This window comes from Rhodoferax sp. BLA1 (genome assembly GCF_013416775.1).
Taxonomy (GTDB): domain Bacteria; phylum Pseudomonadota; class Gammaproteobacteria; order Burkholderiales; family Burkholderiaceae_C; genus Rhodoferax.
In genome coordinates this window covers 105,283-127,148 of record NZ_SZVI01000006.1, presented here as the reverse complement: position 1 = coordinate 127,148, position 21,866 = coordinate 105,283, and the positions used below count along the sequence as shown (strand labels likewise).

General features: G+C 61.8%; 22 protein-coding genes. 3 read left to right on the top strand and 19 right to left on the bottom strand.

Annotation, left to right across the window (positions count from 1 at the left end; genetic code table 11):
• Window positions 1–16 precede the first annotated feature (16 nt).
• From FDG13_RS07695 to FDG13_RS07675, 5 genes are all read right to left on the bottom strand, one after another.
• Window positions 17–544 carry a tripartite tricarboxylate transporter TctB family protein gene (locus tag FDG13_RS07695; RefSeq protein WP_180126402.1) on the bottom strand — a complete coding sequence of 176 codons (528 nt, stop codon included), beginning with the start codon at window positions 542–544 and terminating at the stop codon, window positions 17–19.
• A gap of 125 nt (window positions 545–669) precedes the next feature.
• Window positions 670–1,638: a tripartite tricarboxylate transporter substrate binding protein gene (locus tag FDG13_RS07690; RefSeq protein WP_180126400.1), complete on the bottom strand. Its 969-nt coding sequence runs from the start codon at window positions 1,636–1,638 to the stop codon at window positions 670–672.
• A 79-nt stretch (window positions 1,639–1,717) separates the two neighbouring features.
• Entirely contained in the window at window positions 1,718–2,365 is a 648-nt protein-coding gene (locus FDG13_RS07685; RefSeq protein WP_180126398.1) for a 2-dehydro-3-deoxy-6-phosphogalactonate aldolase, read from the bottom strand.
• Window positions 2,366–2,374: 9 nt separating this feature from the next.
• Window positions 2,375–3,376 (bottom strand): 2-dehydro-3-deoxygalactonokinase, encoded by a 1,002-nt coding sequence (locus tag FDG13_RS07680; protein ID WP_180126396.1) that lies wholly within the window; start codon window positions 3,374–3,376, stop codon window positions 2,375–2,377.
• Window positions 3,369–4,193 (bottom strand): IclR family transcriptional regulator, encoded by an 825-nt coding sequence (locus FDG13_RS07675; RefSeq protein WP_180126394.1) that lies wholly within the window; start codon window positions 4,191–4,193, stop codon window positions 3,369–3,371. Before FDG13_RS07675 ends, FDG13_RS07680 begins: the two co-directional genes overlap by 8 nt.
• 157 nt (window positions 4,194–4,350) lie before the next feature.
• Between FDG13_RS07675 and FDG13_RS07670 the strand changes: the two genes are divergently transcribed.
• Window positions 4,351–5,127 carry an SDR family NAD(P)-dependent oxidoreductase gene (locus FDG13_RS07670; RefSeq protein ID WP_180126392.1) on the top strand — a complete coding sequence of 259 codons (777 nt, stop codon included), beginning with the start codon at window positions 4,351–4,353 and terminating at the stop codon, window positions 5,125–5,127.
• 75 nt (window positions 5,128–5,202) lie between these two features.
• Here FDG13_RS07670 and FDG13_RS07665 read toward each other — a convergent pair whose 3' ends face one another.
• The 5 genes from FDG13_RS07665 to FDG13_RS07645 form a co-directional block, all read right to left on the bottom strand.
• A complete protein-coding gene (locus tag FDG13_RS07665; RefSeq protein ID WP_180126390.1) occupies window positions 5,203–5,871 on the bottom strand; it encodes a TetR/AcrR family transcriptional regulator in 669 nt (222 codons plus the stop codon).
• Window positions 5,872–5,935: 64 nt separating this feature from the next.
• The gene (locus FDG13_RS07660) at window positions 5,936–6,952 is read right to left on the bottom strand and encodes an ABC transporter substrate-binding protein (RefSeq protein ID WP_180126388.1); all 1,017 of its coding nucleotides are present in this window, start codon (window positions 6,950–6,952) and stop codon (window positions 5,936–5,938) included.
• Between the two features lie 32 nt (window positions 6,953–6,984).
• A complete protein-coding gene (locus tag FDG13_RS07655) occupies window positions 6,985–7,944 on the bottom strand; it encodes an ABC transporter permease (RefSeq protein ID WP_180126386.1) in 960 nt (319 codons plus the stop codon).
• Window positions 7,941–8,837, bottom strand: a complete 897-nt coding sequence (locus FDG13_RS07650; RefSeq protein ID WP_180126384.1) for an ABC transporter permease — start codon at window positions 8,835–8,837, stop codon at window positions 7,941–7,943. The genes FDG13_RS07655 and FDG13_RS07650 overlap by 4 nt, the downstream gene beginning before the upstream one ends.
• Entirely contained in the window at window positions 8,830–9,657 is an 828-nt protein-coding gene (locus tag FDG13_RS07645) for an ABC transporter ATP-binding protein (protein WP_180126382.1), read from the bottom strand. Before FDG13_RS07645 ends, FDG13_RS07650 begins: the two co-directional genes overlap by 8 nt.
• 215 nt (window positions 9,658–9,872) lie before the next feature.
• On the opposite strand from FDG13_RS07645, the gene FDG13_RS07640 reads away from it, so the two are divergent.
• Window positions 9,873–10,343, top strand: coding sequence for an isoprenylcysteine carboxylmethyltransferase family protein (locus FDG13_RS07640; protein ID WP_180126379.1), 471 nt, complete (start codon window positions 9,873–9,875; stop codon window positions 10,341–10,343).
• A gap of 18 nt (window positions 10,344–10,361) precedes the next feature.
• Here FDG13_RS07640 and FDG13_RS07635 read toward each other — a convergent pair whose 3' ends face one another.
• The 9 genes from FDG13_RS07635 to FDG13_RS07595 form a co-directional block, all read right to left on the bottom strand.
• Entirely contained in the window at window positions 10,362–11,063 is a 702-nt protein-coding gene (locus tag FDG13_RS07635; RefSeq protein ID WP_180126377.1) for a glycine zipper 2TM domain-containing protein, read from the bottom strand.
• 125 nt (window positions 11,064–11,188) lie between these two features.
• Window positions 11,189–11,356: a hypothetical protein gene (locus FDG13_RS07630; RefSeq protein ID WP_158081268.1), complete on the bottom strand. Its 168-nt coding sequence runs from the start codon at window positions 11,354–11,356 to the stop codon at window positions 11,189–11,191.
• A 13-nt stretch (window positions 11,357–11,369) separates the two neighbouring features.
• Window positions 11,370–13,067 carry a hypothetical protein gene (locus FDG13_RS07625; protein WP_180126375.1) on the bottom strand — a complete coding sequence of 566 codons (1,698 nt, stop codon included), beginning with the start codon at window positions 13,065–13,067 and terminating at the stop codon, window positions 11,370–11,372.
• Between the two features lie 91 nt (window positions 13,068–13,158).
• Entirely contained in the window at window positions 13,159–14,730 is a 1,572-nt protein-coding gene (locus FDG13_RS07620; RefSeq protein ID WP_180126373.1) for a DHA2 family efflux MFS transporter permease subunit, read from the bottom strand.
• A gap of 28 nt (window positions 14,731–14,758) precedes the next feature.
• Window positions 14,759–15,994, bottom strand: coding sequence for an efflux RND transporter periplasmic adaptor subunit (locus tag FDG13_RS07615; RefSeq protein ID WP_180126371.1), 1,236 nt, complete (start codon window positions 15,992–15,994; stop codon window positions 14,759–14,761).
• Between the two features lie 95 nt (window positions 15,995–16,089).
• The gene (locus tag FDG13_RS07610; RefSeq protein ID WP_180126369.1) at window positions 16,090–17,517 is read right to left on the bottom strand and encodes an efflux transporter outer membrane subunit; all 1,428 of its coding nucleotides are present in this window, start codon (window positions 17,515–17,517) and stop codon (window positions 16,090–16,092) included.
• Window positions 17,504–18,040 carry a MarR family winged helix-turn-helix transcriptional regulator gene (locus FDG13_RS07605; protein ID WP_180126367.1) on the bottom strand — a complete coding sequence of 179 codons (537 nt, stop codon included), beginning with the start codon at window positions 18,038–18,040 and terminating at the stop codon, window positions 17,504–17,506. The genes FDG13_RS07610 and FDG13_RS07605 overlap by 14 nt, the downstream gene beginning before the upstream one ends.
• 112 nt (window positions 18,041–18,152) lie before the next feature.
• Window positions 18,153–19,286 (bottom strand): aminotransferase class V-fold PLP-dependent enzyme, encoded by a 1,134-nt coding sequence (locus FDG13_RS07600; RefSeq protein WP_180126364.1) that lies wholly within the window; start codon window positions 19,284–19,286, stop codon window positions 18,153–18,155.
• Between the two features lie 31 nt (window positions 19,287–19,317).
• Window positions 19,318–20,232 (bottom strand): LysR family transcriptional regulator, encoded by a 915-nt coding sequence (locus tag FDG13_RS07595; protein WP_180126362.1) that lies wholly within the window; start codon window positions 20,230–20,232, stop codon window positions 19,318–19,320.
• Between the two features lie 272 nt (window positions 20,233–20,504).
• Here FDG13_RS07595 and FDG13_RS07590 point away from each other — a divergent pair, with 272 nt between their 5' ends.
• Window positions 20,505–21,698, top strand: coding sequence for an acyl-CoA dehydrogenase (locus FDG13_RS07590; RefSeq protein WP_180126360.1), 1,194 nt, complete (start codon window positions 20,505–20,507; stop codon window positions 21,696–21,698).
• Window positions 21,699–21,866 lie beyond the last annotated feature (168 nt).

Genomic DNA, 21,866 nt, shown 5'->3' with positions numbered 1-21,866 from the left:
AACGGGAAAATTCGTTTTATTCAAACAGGCTGCCGAGCGGCAAAGGCACGTTCAGACCGGCCGAGAAGGTGAAATACAGCGTCACGGTGATCAACACCGCCAGCAGTGGATTCCACAGCTTGTGTGTCATGCCCATCAGCCCCATCAGAAAAGACAGATAACAGACGGTGACCACGCCATAACCTAGGTAAGGCATGGCTGCCAGCGCCAGTAGTGAGCTGGCGATGCCCACAAAGGCCCGGCGGTAGCTGCGAACCTCTTTGTGAACGACGGGCGCATCCGCTTGCTCGGCGGGTGCTTGTTGGCCTTTGCCTTTGATCAGGTGGCGGCCGATCAATAGGGCACTCAACACCAGCAGCGCCCCCGCATAAATTTGGGGGAAGCGCGCCGAGCCGATGTCTGTGGCCAGGCCGGTGCTGGGGAACTTGCGCGAGAAAAAGATGGCGGCGACGGCCACCAGCGACACCAGCACGCCAATGGCGATGTCCATGTTCCAGCCGAAAGGTTTCGGGGCGGCGTTGGCAGATGGTTCAGATGTGTCCATGTTGGATACCCTCACAAATGGGCCGCACAAGACCACCCGGCTGGGGCCAAGCCCCCCGGAAAATCTTGTCTGGCCGGGTTATGTCTCCAGCGGCGCCCGCTGCTGTTGGCGGGCGCCGTCAGGCCTTATTTGGCGATGCCGAGTTTGGTCATCATCGTCTTGAAGAAGACGTTGTCCTTGTCGATGGCGGCTTTGAAGGCTGCAGCATCCAGGTAGGCATGGGTCAGGTTCATCTTGGCCAGCTGTTCCTTGAAGGCGGGGTCTTCAGCTGTCTTTTTGGCAGCGGCGCGCAACACGTCTTGCACGTCTTGTGGTGTTTTCTTGGGCACCACAATACCGCGCCAGGTCTGGATGCTCAGGTCCACACCTTTTTCTTTCAGCGTGGGCACCTTGTCGAACGCAGGCAGGCGCTGGTCGGCCATCACTGCCAGGATCTTGACCTTGCCCGCAGTGACATGTGCCACCACCTCAGCCGGGCTGACCGTGACGGCTTCAATGTGGTTACCCAGCAGCGCGGTCACAGCGGGGTTGGCGCCGTCATAGGGGATGTGGTTGAACTTGGCGCCGGTTTTTTCGGCCAGGGCTTCTGCCGCCAGGTGCCAGATCGCGCCGGTGCCGGAGTTGCCGATGCGCACTTTGCCCGGGTTGGCCTTGGCGTAGGTGATGAACTCTTCGTAGGTGTTCCAGGGGGCACTCACATTGACCGAAATGGCCGAGGGTTCGGCATTCAGGCGGGCAATCGGCGCAAAGTCATCGGCGCTGAACTGCACCAGACCCATGTGCGGCAACATCGCGATTTCCACCGTGCCGGTGCCAATTTTGTAGCCATCGGGGCGTGCCATCACGATCTCAGAGAAGCCCACCGCACCCCCACCCCCGGTCTTGTTGACCACACCGATGGATTTGGGCAGGTATTTTTTGGCGGCGTCGGCAAAGGCGCGGGTCACCAGGTCGGTGCCGCCACCGGCCGCGAATGGCACGATCACTTCGATCGGTTTGGTGGGGTACTCGGCGGCCCGAACCGACACACCCAGCAACAGGGTGGAGGCACACATGGCTGTCAACAAACGGGTTATCACTGCTTTCGATTTCATCTTTGCTCCTGGTTTTTAAATGTCATGTTGGCGAAAAACGACTCAAACTGAAGTCCCCGGCGCGGTGGTCGGAACCTCTTTATGCAGCGTGCTGCGTTTTCCACGCAGCCACAAAGCATTCGGCTTGCCTGGCCAACTGTGCCAAAGGCACGCCAGGCGAATACAGGGCGGAACCCAATCCAAAACCGCTGACACCCACGGCAAGGAAAGGGGCCATGGTGTCTGGCGTGATGCCACCCACCGGAAACAAACGTGTGCCCTTGGGCAAGATGGGTCGCATCGCCTTGACGATGGCGGGTGTGACCAGCTCGGCCGGGAACAACTTCAACGCATTGGCACCGGCTTTGAGCGCAGCCAAGGCCTCGGTCGGGGTAACGACGCCGGGCATGCTGATCAGTCCCAGTGTTTTGGCCGCGCGGATCACGCTGGTGTCGGCATGGGGCATGACCACCAGTTCACCACCGATGTCTTTGAGGCGTGTCACATTCTCAGCCTCGAGCACCGTCCCGGCACCCACCAGCGCATCTTTGGGCAGGCACTGGCGAATGTGGGCAATGCTGGTGAACGGGTCTGGTGAGTTCAGCGGCACTTCGATCAGGCGAAAGCCGGCCTGGTACAGCGTCTGGGCCACTGGTTCGGCTTCGGCCGGGGTCAGCCCGCGAAGAATGGCGACCAGGGGTAAATGCTGCAGCGCAGCTTCAAATCGGGTATGGAGGGTGTTGGTCATCATGTGTTCTCAGTGAAGTACGTCCAGGGGTTGGTGGATCAGTCCCAATGCCTTGGCAAACTCCCACAAGCCGCGTGGCGCCGGGTTGTCGAGAATGCCGGTCACCGGTACACCCAGGATGGCAAAGGCCTGGGCATAACGCTGGCACAGGCTGGGCTCACCAATCAGCAGCAGCGGCCCCTGGGTCTGCAGCTTGGCTGCGGATTTGGCCAGGCCAGACACCAGCTCATGGCCAATCAACAGGCCTGAGAGGTAGTGTTTGAGCACAGGCTGCGGCAAACGCTGGGTCAGCCCCAGCGTGCGGGCGGCAAAAATCTGGTGTGTGAAGTCGCCAGGTTGGCTGTGGCGCGCGGCCTCGACACCTTGCGCAAAGGCAGCCTGGGCGCTGCTGGGCTCCTCGCTGACTGGCTCGGTCATCAACCGGCCCAGGATCGAGTGTTTGACCAGCACAGAAAAAATTTCACCCGTCATGTAGCTGGAGAAATGGGTGATCTGGCCCGCTGTGATCTGCACCCATTTGGAATGGGTGCCGGGCATCACCAGGGTAGCGGCCTCGGCCAGCGCCGGGTTGGTCGCCAGGGCGCCTGCAATCTGGATTTCCTCACCACGGATCACATCGGGTGCGTTATCGGCTTCGTCCAGCAACAAGCCGGGGGCAATCACCACATCCATCCCCAAACCACTGGGCACCGACACGCTGTGTTTGGCCAGCGCACCCACATCCACCGGGCAACGCACATACGGTGCTTCTTTCCAGCCCTGGGCACTGCCAACCATGCCACCGGCCACCACCGGCAACTGCGGCCAGCGGGTTAACCAGTCACCGGCGATGTCGGCAAAGGCTTTCTCGAAACCGGCGACTCCCGGCAGGGGCAGCGCTTGTAAACCCTGGGCGGTGCTGCGGGTCTGCAATATCTGACCAGCGTCTGCCAGCAAAAAGGCACGCAGGCTCGATGTGCCCCAGTCCAGCGCAATCAGTTCGGGGTGCTGTGGTGTGTGCCTGTCAGACATGGCTGTTGCTCCCCAGTCCCAGTTTTTCAGAGATGTTTTGCGCCACCTTGCGCACGGTGGGGCCCAGCGCCAACATACGTTCGCGGGTGATGTAAGGCGCTGCGCTGGCCACACTGACGGCCGCCACCACCGCACCACTGACGTCGTGTATCGGTGCGCCCACGCAGCGGATGCCAATTTCGTTTTCTTCCAGGTCCATCACCCAGCCCTGCGACCGGTAGCTCAACATGTCTTCCCGGAACTGCGGCCACGGGCTCAGCAAGACGGGTTCACCGGCTGCCACCTTCTCGGCCACAGCCTCGTCGTAGAGCGCTTGCCAGGCTTCTGGCGGCAAGCCCAACATGAGTGCCTTGCCGACACCGGTGGAGGCCAGCGGCATGCGGTTGCCGATGCGCGATCGCATTTCCAGGCCTTTGGTGCCGGAGATCTTGTCCAGATAAAACACCCGGTTGCCCTCTTGGGTGCCCAGGTGCACCGTGTCGCCGGTCATGGCAGCCAGCTCTTCCAGGAACGGCCGGGCCAGGGCCCCCAGTGGGCGTTGCTCCTGGGCCTTGGTGCCCAGGTAGATCAACCGGAAACCCAATGAATAACCGCCGTAGGGAACATGGTGCAGATACCCCTCGGCCACCAGGCTGTTGAGCATGCGGTGGGTTGTGCTGCGCGGGGTGCCCAGATGGGCGGCAATGCCTTTGACATCCGAGATGCCCTGCGCCACACATTCCAACAGGGCCAGCCCACGCAACAGGGTCTGTGTGCCGTTGCCCTTTTGGGCGTCTTTGGTGTCGCTTTGCAGCGTGCTTGTGTCTGTGGTGTTCATCTGAACCTCGACTTTGTCTCAACTATTTGGTTGGTTGACCAAATATTAGGATCAAAGTACCATTGTGTCAAATAGTTTTTATCTGTCCACATAGTGAGACATTTAACCGGGAGTTTGTCCCATCTGACAGCCGCTTTTCATCACAGGAGAAAGAAAAATGTTCAATGATTTGAAAGACAAACGGGTTTTGATCACCGGGTCCAGCGCCGGTATCGGCTTGGCCACCGCGCAAGCCTTTGCGCGTTGTGGCGCCAAGGTTGGCATCACCGCCCAGGCCATGAGCGAGGGTGTGCCGCAAACGCTGGAGGCTTTGCGCCAGCTCGGTGGGGAGGCCGCGTTTTTCGAGGGAGATCTGTGCAACACCCAGGCCTGCCAAGACGTGGTGGCGCAGTTTGTGGCCCGATTCGGTGGCATCGATGTGCTCATCAACAACGTGGGTGGGCTGGTGGGACGCCAGCAAATTGTCGACATTGACGACGCCTTTTTTGACCGGGTGTTTGACCTCAACGCCCGCTCGGCGCACATGGTCACCAAATACGCGATGCCCCACTTGAAGGCCTCGGCGCAGGCCAGTGGCACCACCGCATCGGTGATTCTGGTGGGCTCGTTTGCCAGCTACATGGGTGGTGGCCCGGGTGCGTCGTTGTACGCGGCCGCCAAAGCCTGGATCCACACCATCCAGAAAAACTGGGTGACGTCTTACACCAAGGACGGTGTGCGCTTCAACGTGGTGGCGCCAGGCACTGTGGACACCGCATTCCACGCTGACAAAAACGACGCGGTGCGCGCCCAGATCAATGCCAGCATCCCGATGGGCCGTTTTGCCACGGCGCAGGAAGTGGCACCGAGCTTCCTGTTCCTGGCCTCACACGCCTGCAGCGGGTACATCACCGGCCAGGTCATCAACGTCAATGGTGGCCAGTACATGCCCTGATGTTGCTCAGGGGTTGCGGCTAGGTTTGTAGTTTTGCTATATTAAATATAGCTATTGGCCCTTTTTATAAAAGGGCTAGTGGCCAATTTCTTGTAAACCACAGCCACGCAGCAGCAGGCTCACCACATGTTCGGTGGCTTGCGACTGGTCGCCTGGGGTGAACTCGGTTTGTCCCAGCACCGCGCAGACCTGCACCTCAAAGTCGGCATAGGTCTGGGTCGCAGCCCACAGGGTGAAAAACAAATGGATCGGGTCGACCGGCGCCATCCGGCCACTGCGCACCCACTGGTTGATTACCTCGGCCTTGGCCAGCACCAGCGGGCGCAGCTCGGTGGCCAGCAGCTGTTTGACCACCGGTGCGCCGTGCAAGAGTTCATTGGCAAACACGCGTGAGGCGTGGGGCCGCTGCATGGCGAGCGCCATCTTGGCGCGGATATAGGCCTCGATGGCGGTTCGGGGATCGGCCTCGGGGGTGAAGACTTCGGTGGGCACCAGCCAGTCCTGCAGGGTGTGGGCCAGCACCGCGCGGTACAGATCCTGTTTGGCGCCAAAGTAATAGTGCAGGTTGGCCTTGGGTAAACCGGCCTCGTCGGCAATCGCGGCCATGGTGGCGCCGCCAAAACCGGCACCGGCAAACACCCGCTCTGCCGCGGCCAAAATGCGCGCCTCGTTGGCCTGGCGGATCTGGCCCTTGGCGCTGTCGTCGAGGGTCGGCTGGAGTTGGCTGCGTTGGAGCGGTGTCATGGTCAATCAAAAAAGGGGTCTTACCCTGCCGGATAAGACCCCCAGAAGTGTAAAAGCAGGCGCCTTACTTGGCCGACGCTTCCCACACCACGTGGCTGTAGGCGGCTTTGCCCGGGTCTTTCTTGATCACCGGTGAACTGCCCGCAGCCAGCAGCACCTTGACCGTGCGCTCATAGGCAGCGGGCTCCAGGTAACCGATCTTGGCCGTGCCCGCGTTGCTGATCAGCTTGGCCACGTTTTCCATCTGGCGTTGCTGCACTTTTTCAGACGCGCTGCCTGACATGTCGTTGGCCACCACAATCTTGGCGGCCTCGGCCGGGTTTTTCACCGCGTCGTTCCAGCCCTTGAAGGTGGCTTTGAGGAACTTGCCCATCTTGGCCACAAAAGCCGGGTCTTTGAGTTTGGCTTCCATCACATACAGGCCGTCTTCGAGCGAGGCCACGCCTTCTTTTTCATAGAAGAAAGTGACCAGGTCGCTTTCTTTGACACCCGCGTCCACCACCTGCCAGTACTCGTTGTAGATCATGGTCGAGATACAGGCGGCCTGGTTTTGCAGCAGCGGGTCGACGTTGAAGCCTTGTTTGAGGATCTTGATGTCGGTGCCGGGTTTGTAGCCGAGCTTGGCCATCCAGTTCAGGAACGGGTACTCGTTGCCGCCGTACCAGACACCCAGGGTTTTGCCTTTGAAGTCTTTCGGGCTGCTCACACCGCTGGCCTTTTTGCAGGTCAGCATCAGGCCGGACTGGTTGAAGACCTGGGCAATGTTGACCAGCGGCACACCGGCTTCACGCGCGGCCAGCGCGTCGGGCATCCAGTTCACCACCACGTCGGCACCGTTGCCCGCAATCACCTGCACCGGCGAGATATCCGGGCCACCGGGTTTGATCGTCACATCCAGCCCGGCGTCTTTGTAATACCCCTTGCTTTGCGCCACGTAGTAACCGGCAAACTGCGCTTGTGGCAGCCACTTGAGCTGCACGGTGACCTTGTCGGCCGCGTTGGCGCCCATGCTGGCAGTGAGGCCACACACGGCCAGTACCGCAGCCATCAGGCCGCTGGAGAACTTGGAAGAACGACTCATGGCAAAAGCTCCTTGGGGGTTGAGAAAAATCGTCAGAGTCCGCGCACCGAGGGGTGCCAGAACGCCACCCGGCGCTCACACTGCACCAGCAGCGCATAGGCCAGTGAACCGGTCACCGCCGCCACCACAATGGCGCTCCAGACCAGGGGCATGTTCATGCGCGAGGCCTCGGTCGAAATCCGGAAACCCAGCCCGGCAGTGGGTGAGCCAAAAAACTCGGCCACGATGGCGCCAATCAGCGCCAGCGTGGCGTTGACCTTGAGTGCCCCAAAAATGAAAGGCATGCTGGCGGGCAGGCGCAGCGCCAGCAGGGTGCGGCTGTAGCTGGCGGCATAACTGAACATCAGCTCGCTCTCCAGCTTGCCCGATGCCTTGAGCCCGGCCAGGGTCGAGACCATCATCGGGAAAAAGGTCATCAGCACCACCACCGCGGCCTTGGACGGCCACTCGAAGCCAAACCACATCACCGCAATCGGCGCCACCGCCACCAGCGGCACGGTGCTGGTGAGCGACGCCAAAGGCAACAAGCCACGCTGCAAAAACGGCAGCCTGTCAATGGCGACGGCCACGGCAAAACCCAGGCCCGAGCCCAGCGCCCAGCCGATCAGCACCGCCTTGAGCACAGTTTGCACAAAGTCGCCCCACAACACCTCGCTGTGTTCACTGAGGGACTGCAGGATCAGACCCGGCGGTGGTAACAACACCCGTGGCACCTCAAACGCCACCACCAGCAGCTGCCAGAAGTAGAGGACCCACAAGCCAAATAAGGCTGCGGTGGCGGTGCCCAGCCAGCGGCTGCCATCCAGGGCGGCCAACAGGCGCACTGATTCCACTGCCAGCGCCGCGATGACCAGACCGGCCAACCAGAACACCGCGTCCGGCGAGCCGCCTTCGGGCAGCTTTCCTTGTGCAGCCGGATGGATGAACAACAAACACGCAGCCGCCAAACTGCACACCGCAAACACCAGGGCTTTGACCAGCGAGAGTTTCATGTCTGGCCTCCGCGACGACTCAGCACCAGTTTTTCCACCCCTGCTACCGCCAGTGTCAGCGTCAGCCCCAGCAAGGCCGACATCACGAGTGCCGACCAGATCTGCACCGTGTTGCCGTAGTAGGAGCCGGTGAGGAGCCGCGCGCCCAGGCCCGCCACCGCACCCGTGGGCAACTCGGCCACCATGGCGCCGACCAGCCCTGCGGCAATGCCCACGCGCAGCGCCGGAAACAAAAATGGCAGGGAGGCGGGCAGCCGCAACAGCCATAAAGCTTGCCACTTGCTGGCGGCATAGGTGTGCAGCATCTCGGTCTCGATCTTTTGCGGCGAGCGCAGGCCCTGCACCATCGCCACCGTCACCGGGAAAAAGCACAAATACATCGCGATCACCGCCTTGGGCGCCACGCCCGAGAAACCGAGGCTACCCAGGATCACCAGCACAATCGGCGCAATCGCCAGCACCGGCACACTTTGCGAGGCGACGATCCACGGCAGCAAGGCGCGGTCGAGCGTGCGCGAGTGCACGATCAGCACCGCCAGCACCAGCCCAAGCAGGGTACCCAGAACAAATCCCCACAAGGTGCTTTCGGCGGTGACAGCCACATGAAACAGCAGGTTGCGTGGTGAGTTGATAGGCCAGTCGACCAGGCTGCTCCAGAAATCACGCGCCACCTGGTGTGGTGTGGGCAAGACCGGGCGCTGCATGTCCATCGTGGCCCCCACCAGTTGCTGCCAGCTCCAGGGCGTGTCGGTCGGCAGCACCCGCTCAATCGCGCCAGGCGCGTTCATGGCCACAGCAGCGACATACCACACTACCAAAATAAATAGCAGGATGACCAGCACCGGAAAGGCCTTGTGGCCTGTTTGGCTCACAAAACCGGCTGGCTTAGCCATGGTGTCCGTCAGCCAGGGCTTCGCGCACCTCGTGCGCCACCGCCACAAATTCAGGTGTGTCGCGCAGGCCCAGATGCCGCTCGTTGGGCAGTGGTGAGTCAATCACCTTGACGATGCGCCCGGGGCGCGGCGACATCACCACAATCTTGGTCGACAAATACACCGCCTCGGCAATCGAGTGGGTGACAAACACCACGGTGCGGCGTTCGCGCTGCCAGAGCTGCTGCAGCTGCTCATTCAAGCGGTCGCGGGTGATTTCATCGAGTGCGCCAAAGGGCTCGTCCATCATCAAAATCTTGGGCTCAAACGACAGCGCCCGGGCGATGGACACCCGCTGCTGCATGCCGCCGCTGAGTTGCCAGGGGTATTTGTTCTCAAAACCTTTGAGCCCCACACGCTCCAGGTGCTCGATGGCGATGACTTTGCTGTCGGCCTTGGAGCGGCCCTGGATCTGCAGCGGCAGCGTCACATTGTTCAGCACCGTGCGCCACGGAAACAGCGCGGGCGCCTGAAACACATAACCGTAAGCACGTGCCAGTCGCGCTTCGTGCGGGCTGACACCGTTGACCAGCACCTGCCCGGCGCTGATTGGCTCCAGGTCCGCAATCACCCGCATCAGCGTGGTCTTGCCACAGCCCGAGGGGCCAATCAGAGAGACAAACTCTCCTTCACGGATGTCCAGATCAATGTTGTCCAGTGCATGCACCGGTGTGTCGGCAGTAGGGTACACCACGCTGGCTTGCCGAATCGCCACCGCCAGCCGCCCCCCTGCGGGTGGGCTGAGCTGGGACAGAAGTGATGAAGCTTGAGGGTGTTTCATGGGCACGTAAAAAGGGAGCGTTGCACCAAAAAGCAGCCTTGTCCTCAAGAATCTAACCAGTTGGTCAACTTATACCAGGAGGCAAAGCGAGTTTCGTGCCAGTGAGTTTGGGGTGAAACACCGAGCAGCACATCGGGACAAACGCGCAGATGGTGCTTTGGGCTGGCATCTAGCGTGGTCACAATCAAGCGCATGTTCTACAAGGGGGTTCCAACATGTTGCCATTCGGGGTCGCGCAGCGGCGTATGGGTGGTGCGGTGCTGGTGTTACTGCAGTTTGGTGTGTTGCTCTGGTTGGCGCTGATGGCAACACCCACGCTGATGCAAGCTGGCATGACACTGCCGGGCTGGCTGCTGGTGGGCTTGTCAGGCGGGCTCGTCGGCTGGACCTTGTGGCACAACCGCCTGGGCAACTTCAATGTTCACCCAGCGCCCAAAGCCTGTGGCCAACTGGTCACCACCGGGCCGTACCGGCTGATCCGCCACCCGATGTACACGGCCGTGTTGCTGCTGGCGGCTGCGCTGGCCCTGGTGGCAGGCAATGTGTTGGCGTGGTTGGCCTGGGTTCTGTTGTTCGGTGTGTTGTTGATCAAGGCGAGCTTGGAAGAAAACTGGTTGTGCGAGTACCACCCTCTTTACGCCAGCTATCGCCAGCGCAGCAAGCGTTTTGTTCCCTGGTTGTACTGAGCCCGCTGGGAAGTGGCCTCAGCGGCCATCGTTCCAATCGCGGCGATGGTTTTGCCAGTCATCACGCCGGTTGTCCCTGCGGTCGTCGCGACGGTCCCAGCGGCGATCCATGCGGTGATCTCGGTCATGATCCCGCGCCACAATGACTGGGTACGTGTGACGCACCGGCGGCGCCAGCAGCACCGGCGCCTGTTGTTTATGGCGGGGTGTGCTGTCATACACCGTGGTGTACATGTTGGGCGCTGGCGCCACGCTGCCACCTACCGGGCTGATGTTCAGCGGGATGGTGCGGCCCGGGTCATGGGGCATCTGCACCTGGTAGCGTTTGCCTGCATAGTCATAGATCACGTTGTAAGCGGCGATGCGGTTCTCATACGTGGTCTGCGTTGTGCAGCGCTGCACATTTTGCAACTGCGGGGCCGATGTTCCCTCCAGGTGATTGCCCAGGACGGCGCCGCCCATCAGCCCCACCACGGTGGCCACCGCCCGACCACCGCCATTGCCAATGGCGTTGCCCACAGCGCCACCGGCAATGGCACCGATGACCGCACCAGCGCCCGATTTGGGTTGCTGCACCGCCACCTGTTGCACCGAACACACCTGGCGTGGCACAGCCACCTGCTCCAGCACCGGTGTGGACGAGATAACACGGCCCGCGTCTTGCGCCATGCTGGAGGCACTGGCGACCAGTGCGGCGAGGAACAGCAGGGGTTGCTTCATGATCGAGACCTTGCAATGTGTTGAGCAGGTCTTCATGCTGCCTGGGCCACCCGCGCTTCAGACGTCGCGTCTGTAAAGTGGCCGTAAAGAGTGTGTCCGGGCGTAGAGCCCGCTGCTGCCAGCGTTCAGCGCATGCTGCGGTGGTAGCTGCGCAGGATCAGTGCCGAGAGTTTGAGCGGGGCAAAACGCAGCCAGCCTGGCAACCAATCTGGAGCGCTCAGCGACACCCGTGTGGCCCAGCGGGTGTAGGGCCGCAGCCAGCTGGTTTTTTCAACAAAACGACGTTTATCCACGGTGTGTGCCTATTTAAGCCATGAAAACCATGGCGTGCCAGGTGGTGAACAGCTTCTGCTTTTCTTCATCCGTGATCTTGCGGGCCGCTTGCTGCTCCTCGAGCTGTTGGAGCAAAGGCCGCAAATCCGTCTGTTTGAGACGCAGCTCGGGCGGTGTCACGCGATCTTCGATCAGCTTGGCGAATTCATACTTTTGCACACGCTGGGACCGCGAGGAGGACTGTGTCAGCGTGGCGTCGACCAGTTTATCTTTCTCGTAGGCCAGTTGCACTTGGCTGCTGCTGTTGTCCTCAATCTGGTGGTAGGTGTAGTTTTGGGAGGCGGTCTCATCGGTGAGGTCCGGTGGCTTTGACGAATAAAGCGACTGGTGGTAAGTCGCACTGAGTTCTGCGGTTTGGGTTTGTGTGATGGCCCGGTTGTCGCGGGAGCTGCCAGAGACCGTCGTGGTCTGGTTGATGGCGTAGACAAAGCTGTCCAGCTCCATGGTTTTGCGTGGATTGGAGGCACGCGGTGTGGCACTCAGCTTGGCATCAAAGTCAGCCAAACCCGTCAGCCAGCTTTTGTCGGCCTCGCTCCAGGCCTCGGCATCGGTGCGCGGGTCAACAGGCGCCGCGACCAGCGCTGCACGGGCCGTGTCGCTGATCTCTTGCGTCCCATAACCGGCGTTCATGGCCACGAATGTGGACTTGAACATGTCCACCAGGTCTGCGCTGGCGTGTCCACGTTGCGCCGCTTGGTCAATCTGTTGCAGGTACTGGCGCACCGCGTAGGCTTTTTGTTCACCACTGCCCCACAGCGCGGGCTGGCGCAAATCCGTGCGCATCTTCACATCGCCGTCAGGACGCCTGAGTTGGATCTCCTGGGTGTTGGCATCTGCCTTGAAACTGGCCCCCAGCTTTTCATAACGCAGACCGTGTTCGTCGCGACCATAAATACTGGTTGTCAGCTCCAGCTTGGCAATCACCTTGCTGTCAAACTGGGTCAGCCCGGCCAGATCGACCTGGGTGGCATCCCCGGCAAGACCCTGAATGGCTTTTTCAAACCCGCTGGCCAGGGACGTTAATGCCGCCCGTTCTGCCTCGTTGAGTTCACCCTCCACGATCACTTCGACCGAGATGCCCGTGCCATGGAGACCACTCTCTCTTTGGTCAACGATGGCCAGGCGGACTTGTGCGCCGGATTGGGTCTGGATGCTCAGTTCCACCCTGGCTGTTGGCGTGCTTTGGAATTCCAGAAGTGAACTCGCCGCCTTGGACTGGATTTTTTCCGCTGAATTCGGTGCACCAACATTCACCACGGATTGCCGGTAGCTGCTGCCATGGCTGCCCACCTGCTCCAGCAGCGCGGCACCCAGTCCTTCGAGCCTGGCTGCTGTGGTCAACCGGCCGGCATTGCGGCCCATCAACTGCCCCAGGGCATTGTCCGATGCCTGCTCCCACACCTGCATCTGCCCACCCTTCACATGGATGAGGCCCTGCGGACCGTAGGTGGCCTCGGTGGCATTCAGGGTGGTTGGCATCTGCGTCACGTGCAGAAAGGGCTCTGCGTCTGCTGCAACTTGATCGGGTGGGGTCACCGACACCAGCGTGCTGGGGGATGGCGACCACGTCAAGGCGTCGGCACTTTTGACCGCCACCGTGGTCGCCGTGGGGTTGGTGGGGCGCTGGGTGAGCCAGCTGGCAGGCAGTGAAGGTGTGTTCAGGGTCAACATCAACGGTTTTTTTTGCAGGCTGTTGTTAACTTATCGGCAGCCTTGCCCCAAGCTGAAGCTGAAAGGGTTTTCGTTCGCCTGCGTCTGGCCTTCAGTGTGCCCCTGCCGCCGCATCGGCGCCACCACCACCGCTACGCACATGGCGCGTCAAAAACACGAGCGGGATCATCGCCAGAAACACCACGGCCGAGGCAAAAAAGATGTCGTTGGCCGCCAGCATATAGGCCTGCTGGTTGGCCAGGCGATCAATGGTGGCCAGTGCCTGGTCACGGCTCAGGCCGCCCGCAGCCAGCCCCGACAGGGTGCTGTTGGTGGCGCTGCTGCCCAGGTTGACGTATTCACTGAGCTGCGCGTGGTGCAGCGCGGCACGGTCCTGCCACAGCGTGGTGGCAATCGAGGTGCCAAACGAGCCCGCGGTGATCCGCACAAAGTTCGACAGGCCCGAGGCGGCCGGAATGCGGTCGGGTGTCAGGCCCGAGAGCGTGATGGTCATCAGCGGGATGAAGAAAAACGCCATCGCGATACCCTGGATCAGGGTCGGGACCATGATGGTGCCAAAGTCGGCCTGGGTGTTGAAGTTGGAGCGCATCCACAACACCAGCCCAAACACCATGAAGGCAAAGGCGGCAAAGTGGCGTGGGTCAAACTTGGAGATGTTTTTGCCCACCACCGGCGACAGCAGCAGCGCTGCCAGCCCCACCGGCGCCAGGATCATGCCCGCTGTGGTGGAGGTGTAGCCCATGAACTGCTGCAACCACAGTGGCAGCAACACCACATTGCCAAAAAACAGCCCGTAACCGACCGACAAGGCCAGCACACCGGCCCAGAAGTTGCGCCGCTTGAACAGCGTCAGGTCGACCACCGGGTGTTCTTCGGTCAGCTCCCAGATCAGGAAGGCCAGCAGCCCGACCACCGCCACCACCGCCAGGCCCACAATTTCCTGCGAGTGGAACCAGTCCAGCTCCTGCCCCTTGTCGAGCATGATTTGTAGCGACCCCACCCAGATCACCAGCAGCGCCAGGCCAACCGAGTCAATCGGCAGTTTTTTGGTCTGGGTTTCGCGTTTGTGAAAAATGCTCCAGGTGATGAAGGCCGCGCCAAACCCCACCGGGATGTTGATGAAAAAGATCCACGGCCAGGAGATGTTGTCGGTGATCCAGCCGCCCAGCAACGGCCCCATCACCGGGGCGATCAGCGTCGTCATCGACCACAGCGCCATCGCCACCCCGGCCAGAGCCGGTGGATAGCTCGAGAGCAACAGGGCCTGCGACAGCGGAATCATCGGCCCGGCCACCAGGCCTTGTAAGACCCGAAACAGGATCAGCGTGGTCATGTTGGGCGCCAGGCCACACAACCAGGAGGTCAGCACAAACAACAGCACACTGGTGACAAACAGGCGCACCTGGCCAAAACGTTGTGACAACCAGCCGGTCAGTGGCACCGCAATCGCGTTGGCCACACCAAAACTCGTGATGACCCAGGTGCCCTGGTTCGGGCTCACGCCCAGGTCACCAGCGATGGCGGGTAGCGATACATTGGCAATCGAGGTGTCCAGCACGTTCATGAAGGTGGCCGCCGACAGGGCCAGCGTGCCCCACAGACGGGCCGAGCCGCTCAGCGGCGGTGGATGGGTATAAGCAGCAGCGGGCGTGGATTCAGACATGGGTAGCGCCAAATAGGAGTTGGACGGCTCAGAGTTTGGCCTGGGACTTGGTGGTGGCCGCGTGGCCCAGGTTGGCGGCAATCACACGCTTCACCAAGTCGTTGGCTGCTTCATCGGTGTAGGTCAGCGCGGCCGTAGGGGTGGCCACACGCGGCACATCGGCCAGGGCCAGGCCATCGGTGTTGCTGACATCCACCTCGGCGGTCATCGACAGACCGACGCGCAGCGGGTGCTCAGCCAGCTGTTTGGCATCCAGCGCCATACGCACCGGCACCCGTTGCACTACCTTGATCCAGTTGCCGGTGGCGTTTTGTGCCGGCAGCAGCGAAAACGCGGCACCGGTGCCGGCACCCAGACCACTGACCGTGCCGGTGTAGCTGACTTTTTTGCCGTATTGATCAGCCACCAGCTTGACCGGTTGGCCGATGCGGATGTTGCGCAGCTGTACTTCCTTGAAATTGGCCTCGACCCAGACCGTGTTGAGCGGTATCACCGACATCAGCGGCGCACCGGCAGCCACACGCTGGCCCAGTTGCACCGTGCGTTTGGCCACGTAGCCATCCACTGGCGACAGCAAAGCGGTGCGCTGGGTGGCCAGAAAGGCCTCGCGCAGGCGGGCTGCGGCCAGCTGCACGCTGGGTTGTTGTTCGACGCTGGCGCCTTCGGTCAGCGTCTGGTTGCTGTTGAGTTGTTCACGCGCGGTGACCACACCGGCTTGGGCGGCAGCCAGGGTACTTTGGGCACTTTCCAGCTGCTGTTGTGCGTGTTGCAGTTCTTCCTGGGACACCGCGCCGTTGCCGCTGAGCGACTGGCGGCGTTTGAGGTCGTCACTGGCGCGTGCCACGTCCACCTTGGCTTTGCTGATGTCGGCCTCACGCAGGGCGATTTGCGCGCTCAGCGTGGTGTTGTTGGCATACAGTGTGCGCGCCTGGCGCACTGCCTGGGCCAGTGCCGCCTGAGCCTGGTCGAGCGCCACCTTGGCGTCGGCCGGGTCCAGCTGCACCAGCGTTTGCCCGGCTTTGACAAAGTCGGTGTCGTTGGCCAGGATGCTTAACACCGTGCCGCCGATCTGTGGCGTGATCTGGATCACGTCACCTTGCACATAGGCGTTGTCGGTGTCCTCGTAGTGGCTGGCTACCAGGTATTCGTAGGCACCCCAGCCCAGGCCGGCCACGGCGACCACGCCTGCCAGAAGGGTCAGGCCCCGTTTGCGTTGGTTGGCCTTGCTGCTGCTGGCTGCGTAGGTGTTCGGGGTGTCAGTCATGATGGTGATTCCTGTCGATGGCGGTCAAATATTTGAATAAAAATGGGCTATAGCCCTTGTATTGACTGGGCTAATAGCTATCTAAAAAGTAGTGTCTAGTTGTGCAGATCGGCACTCGGGCTGAAGCCACCGCCCAGGGCGCGGGCCAGCGCCACCTGGTTTTGCAGCGCGCGGGTGGCCAGCTCGGTCGCCTGGCGGCGCTGCGCCAGCACCGCTGTTTCGGCACTCAAGACCTGCTGGGCGTTGAGCAGACCACTGCGAAAACGTTGTTGCGCGGCGGCATAAGCGTCTTGGGCGGCCTGGGCGGCTTGCGCCTGTTCGGCCTGCTGGCGCGTGATCGCCTGGCGTGAGGCCAGTTGGTCGGCCGCGTCATGCACCGCGTTGATCACTGCGCTGTTGTAGCTCTCCACGGCTGCATCGCGGTTGGCGGTCTTGCTGCCGAGGTTGGCGCGCAGGCGGCCACTGTCAAACAGCGGCAGGCTCAGCGCCGGGCCAACACCCCACTGCTCGCTGCCCGACTTGAACAGTTTGTCGAAGCCGATGCTGGAGAACCCGGCAAAGGCGGTGAGGTTGATGTTGGGGTAGAACTGGGCGCGGGCACTGTCCACACTCTGCTCCGCCGCTTGCACCCGCCAGCGGGCGGCGGCCACATCGGCGCGCTGGCCCAACAGGTTGGTGTCGAGCTGGCGGCCAAGTGCTATGGGTTTGATGGCGGACAAGGCTTTGGGTATAAGGGCTATAGACTGATTTGGTGTGCCAATCAGCGCCGCCAGCGCGTTGCGTGTCAGGGTGATCTGCTCGTCCAGCGTTTCGAGTTGCAGGCGCGCGTCGGGCAGGGCGCCCTGGGCTTGGCGCAGGTCGAGCGGGGTGTCCAGCCCAGCCTTGACGCGGTCTTGCACCAGCTGCAGTGTCTGTTCACGCTGGGCCAGTGTGCGGCTGGCCACGCTACGTTGTTCCGTCAGGCCCACCCAGGCAAAGTAGCTCTGCGCCACCTGTGCGGCCAGCAACACGCGGGCGGCCTGGGCATCGGCCTGGGCGGCGCGCTCGTTACCCAGTGCGGCTTGCAAGGCAGCGCGGTTCTTGCCAAAAAAGTCGAGTTCCCAGCTGCCTGCCAGCTGGGCGGTGCCGCTGCCACGCTCGGTGCCGGCCAGTGGTGCGGGAATGGCGCCGTTGGCGGTGTAGAGCTGTTGGGTCAGGTTCAGTTGTGCATTGAGCTGGGGTTGGCGTGCGGCGTCGCTGAGCTGGCTGGCGGCTTGGGCCGCAGCGATCCGGGTTTGGGCCAGTTTGAGACTGGGGTTGGCTTGCAGCGCCTGCGCCACCAGTTGATCCAAGGTGTCGTCGCCAAAGGCGCGCCACCATTGCGCGTCCACCGCAGGTGCCGGGTTGGTGGCTGCGCTGGCCAGCCCAACGTCGGTGGCGCTGCGCAATGTGGACTGGGCCGTGATGCCGGAGAAGTCGGCACAACCCGCCAGGCTGCCCAGCAGCAAGGTGGCGGCCAACAGGTGTTTGTTATTTTTTGTCATGGGGTTCTTTCTCGGCCTGCAAAGTCTGGGCGGTGTCCAGAATGCGGCGCAGGTAACTTTTGAGGGTTTGCCATTCCTCCAGCGAGAAACCGGCCAGGTAGTCGTTCTGGATCTTGCTGAGGGTGACGGGGATGTCTTGGGCGGCCGCGATGCCTGCCGGGGTGAGCTCGATGTGGACCACCCGGCGGTCTTCCTGTGAGCGCACCCGCTGGCACAGGCCTTTGATCTCCAACCGGTCCAGCATGCGGGTGGTCGAGCCCGCATCGTGACCACATTCACGCGCCAGTTCGGCCACGGTGGTGGCGCAGCCACGGTACAGCTTGAACAGCGGCATCCACTGCGCATTGGTCAGACCGGTGGGTTCGAGTTCGCGCTCCACACCTTCACCCACCAGGTTCAGGATGCGGCGCATCAGGTAACCCACGCTGTCGTTGGGGTCGTAAGACTGTGCGTTGTAAAACGCCACAGCGGGCGCTGGTGTGGCGTCGGGCGCGGCGGCTTGGGGTGCGGGCTTGGTGGTCATGGCCCGGGATTATGATTGTCTAGGCAATGATTGTCAAGTCATCCTTTGCCAGGGCAATTAAGACCCCTTCGCCAAAGGGGTTGTGGCACCCACCGGGTGCCAGATTTGTTTGTCAGTGGATGCCCATCTGGTCCAATGCGGTGGCCAGTTGTGCCAGACTGCGGTCAGGGTTGTGCAACTTGTCCAGGCCAAACAGGCCAATGCGGAAGGTTCTGAAGTCGGCGGGTTCGTCACACTGCAGCGGCACACCGGTGGCGGTTTGCAGGCCTTGCGCCAGAAACTTCTTGCTGTTCTGGATGTCCGGGTCGGTGGTGTAACTGACCACCACACCGGGCGCCTTGAAGCCATCTGCCGCGACACTCGGGAAACCACGGCTCTCCAGCAAGGCGCGCACCTTGCTGCCCAGCGCGAGTTGCTCGGCGCGCACCTTCTCGAAACCGTAGGCACGGGTTTCCTGCATCACATCACGCAGGCTGATCAGCGCGTCGGTGGGCATCGTGGCGTGGTAGGCGTGGCCACCGTTGTCATAAGCTTCCATCATCTGCAGCCATTTTTTGAGGTCGCAGGCAAAGCTGGTGCTGGTGGTGCCCTCAATGGCCGTGCGGGCGCGCGGGCTCAGCATCACCATGGCACAGCAGGGTGAGCCGCTCCAGCCTTTTTGGGGTGCGGTCACCAGCACATCGATGCCGGTGGCTTCCATGTCAACCCAGATCGTGCCCGAGGCCACGCAGTCCAGCACCATCAGGCCACCGACCGCGTGCACCGCCTCACTGACCTGGCGCAGGTAATCATCAGGCAACAACATGCCCGACGAGGTTTCCACATGCGGGGCAAACACCACATCGGGCTGCTGCGTCTGGATGGTGGCCACCACCTCGTCCACCGGGCAGGGAATCCAGGGTGACTGGCTGTGGTCGCTGGTGCGCCGGGCCTTGAGCACAGTGGACGCGGCCGGGATCTGGCCCATGTCAAAAATTTGCGTCCAGCGGTAGCTGAACCAGCCGTTGCGGATCACCAGCACCTTTTTGCCGGTGGCAAACTGCCGCGCCACCGCCTCCATGCCAAAGCTGCCGCTGCCGGGAACAATCACGACCGACTTGGCGTGGTAGACCTCTTTGAGGATGCTGGAGATGTCACGCATGGCGCCCTGAAAGCGCTGGGACATGTGGTTCAAGGCGCGGTCGGTGTAGACCACCGAGAATTCAAGCAGGCCGTCGGGATCGATGTTGGGCAGAAGACCGGGCATGGGAAGCACTCCATTGGTTGAGCAGGTGTGATCAGCTTAGCACGGGGCCAGCACGCACCGCCTGCAACAACCAGTCCACAAACAGCTGCAAGGCAGGTGCTTTGTCGTCGCGCTCGGGGCAGACCAGCACATAAGCACGCCCGCTGGCCAGCGGCTGTTGGCAGGCCACCACCAGGTCACCGCGCGCCAGCTCATCCTGAATCAGCAACTGCGGCACCAGCGCCAGGCCCATGCCGTGCACTGCAGCGGCGGCGGTCATGGAAAACAGCTCGAAACGGGCGCCCGACAGCGCCTGGGGTGCGGCCACACCCTGCGCCTCGAACCACTGCCGCCAAGCGTCGGGCCGGGTGCTTTGTTGCAAGAGCGGCAGGCCCGCAATCGCTTCGGGCGACAGACTGGCTGCACCTTGCAGCAGGCTGGGTGCACACACCGGCAGCACCACCTCGTCAAGCAGCTGGATGGCTCGGGTGCCGGCCCACTGGTCGATCTGCTCCGGCGTGCCGGCATACAGCGCGGCATCAAACGGGGTGTCGGCAAACATGAAGGGGCGGGTGCGCGTTTCGATATGCACCGTCAGTTCAGGCTGATAACGTTTGAGCTCGGGCAGGCGCGGAATCAGCCAGCGGGTGGCAAAGGTCGGCACCGCTGCCAGGTGCAGGTTGAGCGCACCACTTTGGTGGTTCATCACATCAAGCGTGTCCTGCTCCAACGCCTGCAGACGGACGGCCACTTGCGCGGCATAGTCGCGGCCACGTTCCGTCAGGCTCACGCCGTGGCGGGTGCGTTTGAACAGGGCCACGCCCACAAACGCTTCCAGCGCGGTCAGCTGGCGCGACACCGCACCTTGGGTGAGTGCCAGCTCCTGCGCGGCACGGGTGTAACTCTGGTGGCGGGCGGCGGCCTCAAAACAGGCCAAGGCTTGAAGGGAGGGGATTTTTCTGCGCATGATGTGTGCAATATACACAAGAGCCATCGCAGATGGGTGTGAGTCTGTTCATTTGATATAGCGCTATACCTTTATAGATAGAGGGCTATAGTGCCTTTTTTCCGACACGCCTAGGTAAAAACAGTGACTCTTGTCAAACCCATACATGATTGAATCGCATACCTGGATGACAACAAATCGTTTGTGATGCAACGGGCTGCGCGCTACCATGGTCGCCAAGCTCTGTGCTTTGCCTTGTGCACATCTGTTTCACCATCCACTGAAAGACACCCATGGCCCACGCGAACTTCCATTGGCAAGACCCCTTTTTGCTGGAACAGCAGCTCACCGATGACGAACGCATGGTCAAGGACGCCGCCGCCGCGTATTGCCAAGACAAGTTGCAGCCGCGTGTGATTGAGGCCTTTCGCCACGAGCAGACCGACCCGGCCATCTTCCGCGAGATGGGTGAACTCGGCCTGCTGGGGCCAACGATCCCCGAGGCTTATGGTGGCCCGGCGCTGAACTACGTGTCCTACGGCCTGATTGCGCGCGAGGTCGAGCGTGTGGACAGTGGTTACCGCAGCATGATGAGTGTGCAAAGTTCACTCGTGATGTTGCCGATTTGTGAGTTTGGCAACGAAGCCACGCGCCAAAAATACCTGCCCAAGCTGGCCACCGGTGAGTGGATCGGTTGTTTTGGCCTGACCGAGCCCAACCACGGCAGCGACCCTGCCAGCATGCTGAGCCGTGCGGTCAAGGTGCCGGGTGGTTACAAGCTTAGCGGCAACAAGATGTGGATTTCCAACAGCCCGATTGCCGACGTGTTTGTGGTCTGGGCCAAAGAGGTTTCCGAGTCCGGCACGGTCGGCCCGATCCGCGGTTTTGTGCTCGACAAAGGCACGGCTGGCCTGAGCGCCCCGGCCATCCACGGCAAGGTGGGCCTGCGCGCCAGCATCACCGGCGAGATCGTGATGGACGGTGTCTTCTGCCCTGAAGAAAACGCTTTCCCCGAGGTGCAAGGCCTCAAAGGCCCGTTCACTTGCCTCAACAGCGCCCGCTACGGCATCGCCTGGGGCGCTTTGGGTGCGGCCGAGGATTGCTGGCTGCGTTCACGCCAGTACGTCCTGGACCGCCAGCAGTTTGGCCGCCCGCTGGCCGCCAACCAGCTGATCCAGAAAAAGCTGGCTGACATGCAGACAGAGATTGCGCTGGGCCTGCAGGGCTGTCTGCGCCTAGGCCGCATGAAGGACGAGGGCACGGCAGCGGTCGAGATCACCTCGATCTTGAAGCGCAACTCGTGCGGCAAGGCGCTCGACATTGCCCGCCTGGCGCGCGACATGATGGGTGGCAACGGCATCAGCGACGAGTTTGGTGTGGCGCGGCATTTGGTGAACCTGGAGGTGGTCAACACCTACGAAGGCACCCACGACATCCACTCGCTGATTCTGGGGCGGGCGCAGACGGGTATTCAGGCGTTTTGCTGAGTAGTGCGGAGGTGTGGGAACTGCCAGACACCCGACCGTGAGAACGCGGGCATCGGCGGTGGCAGCGGGTGGGCTGTGGGCCCCCGCCTCAACGCGCTGCGCTTTGCGAAGTCGGCGGAGCCCCACAGCCCACCCGCTGCTGCATGTATTGCAGAGTGCGAGCTTTCC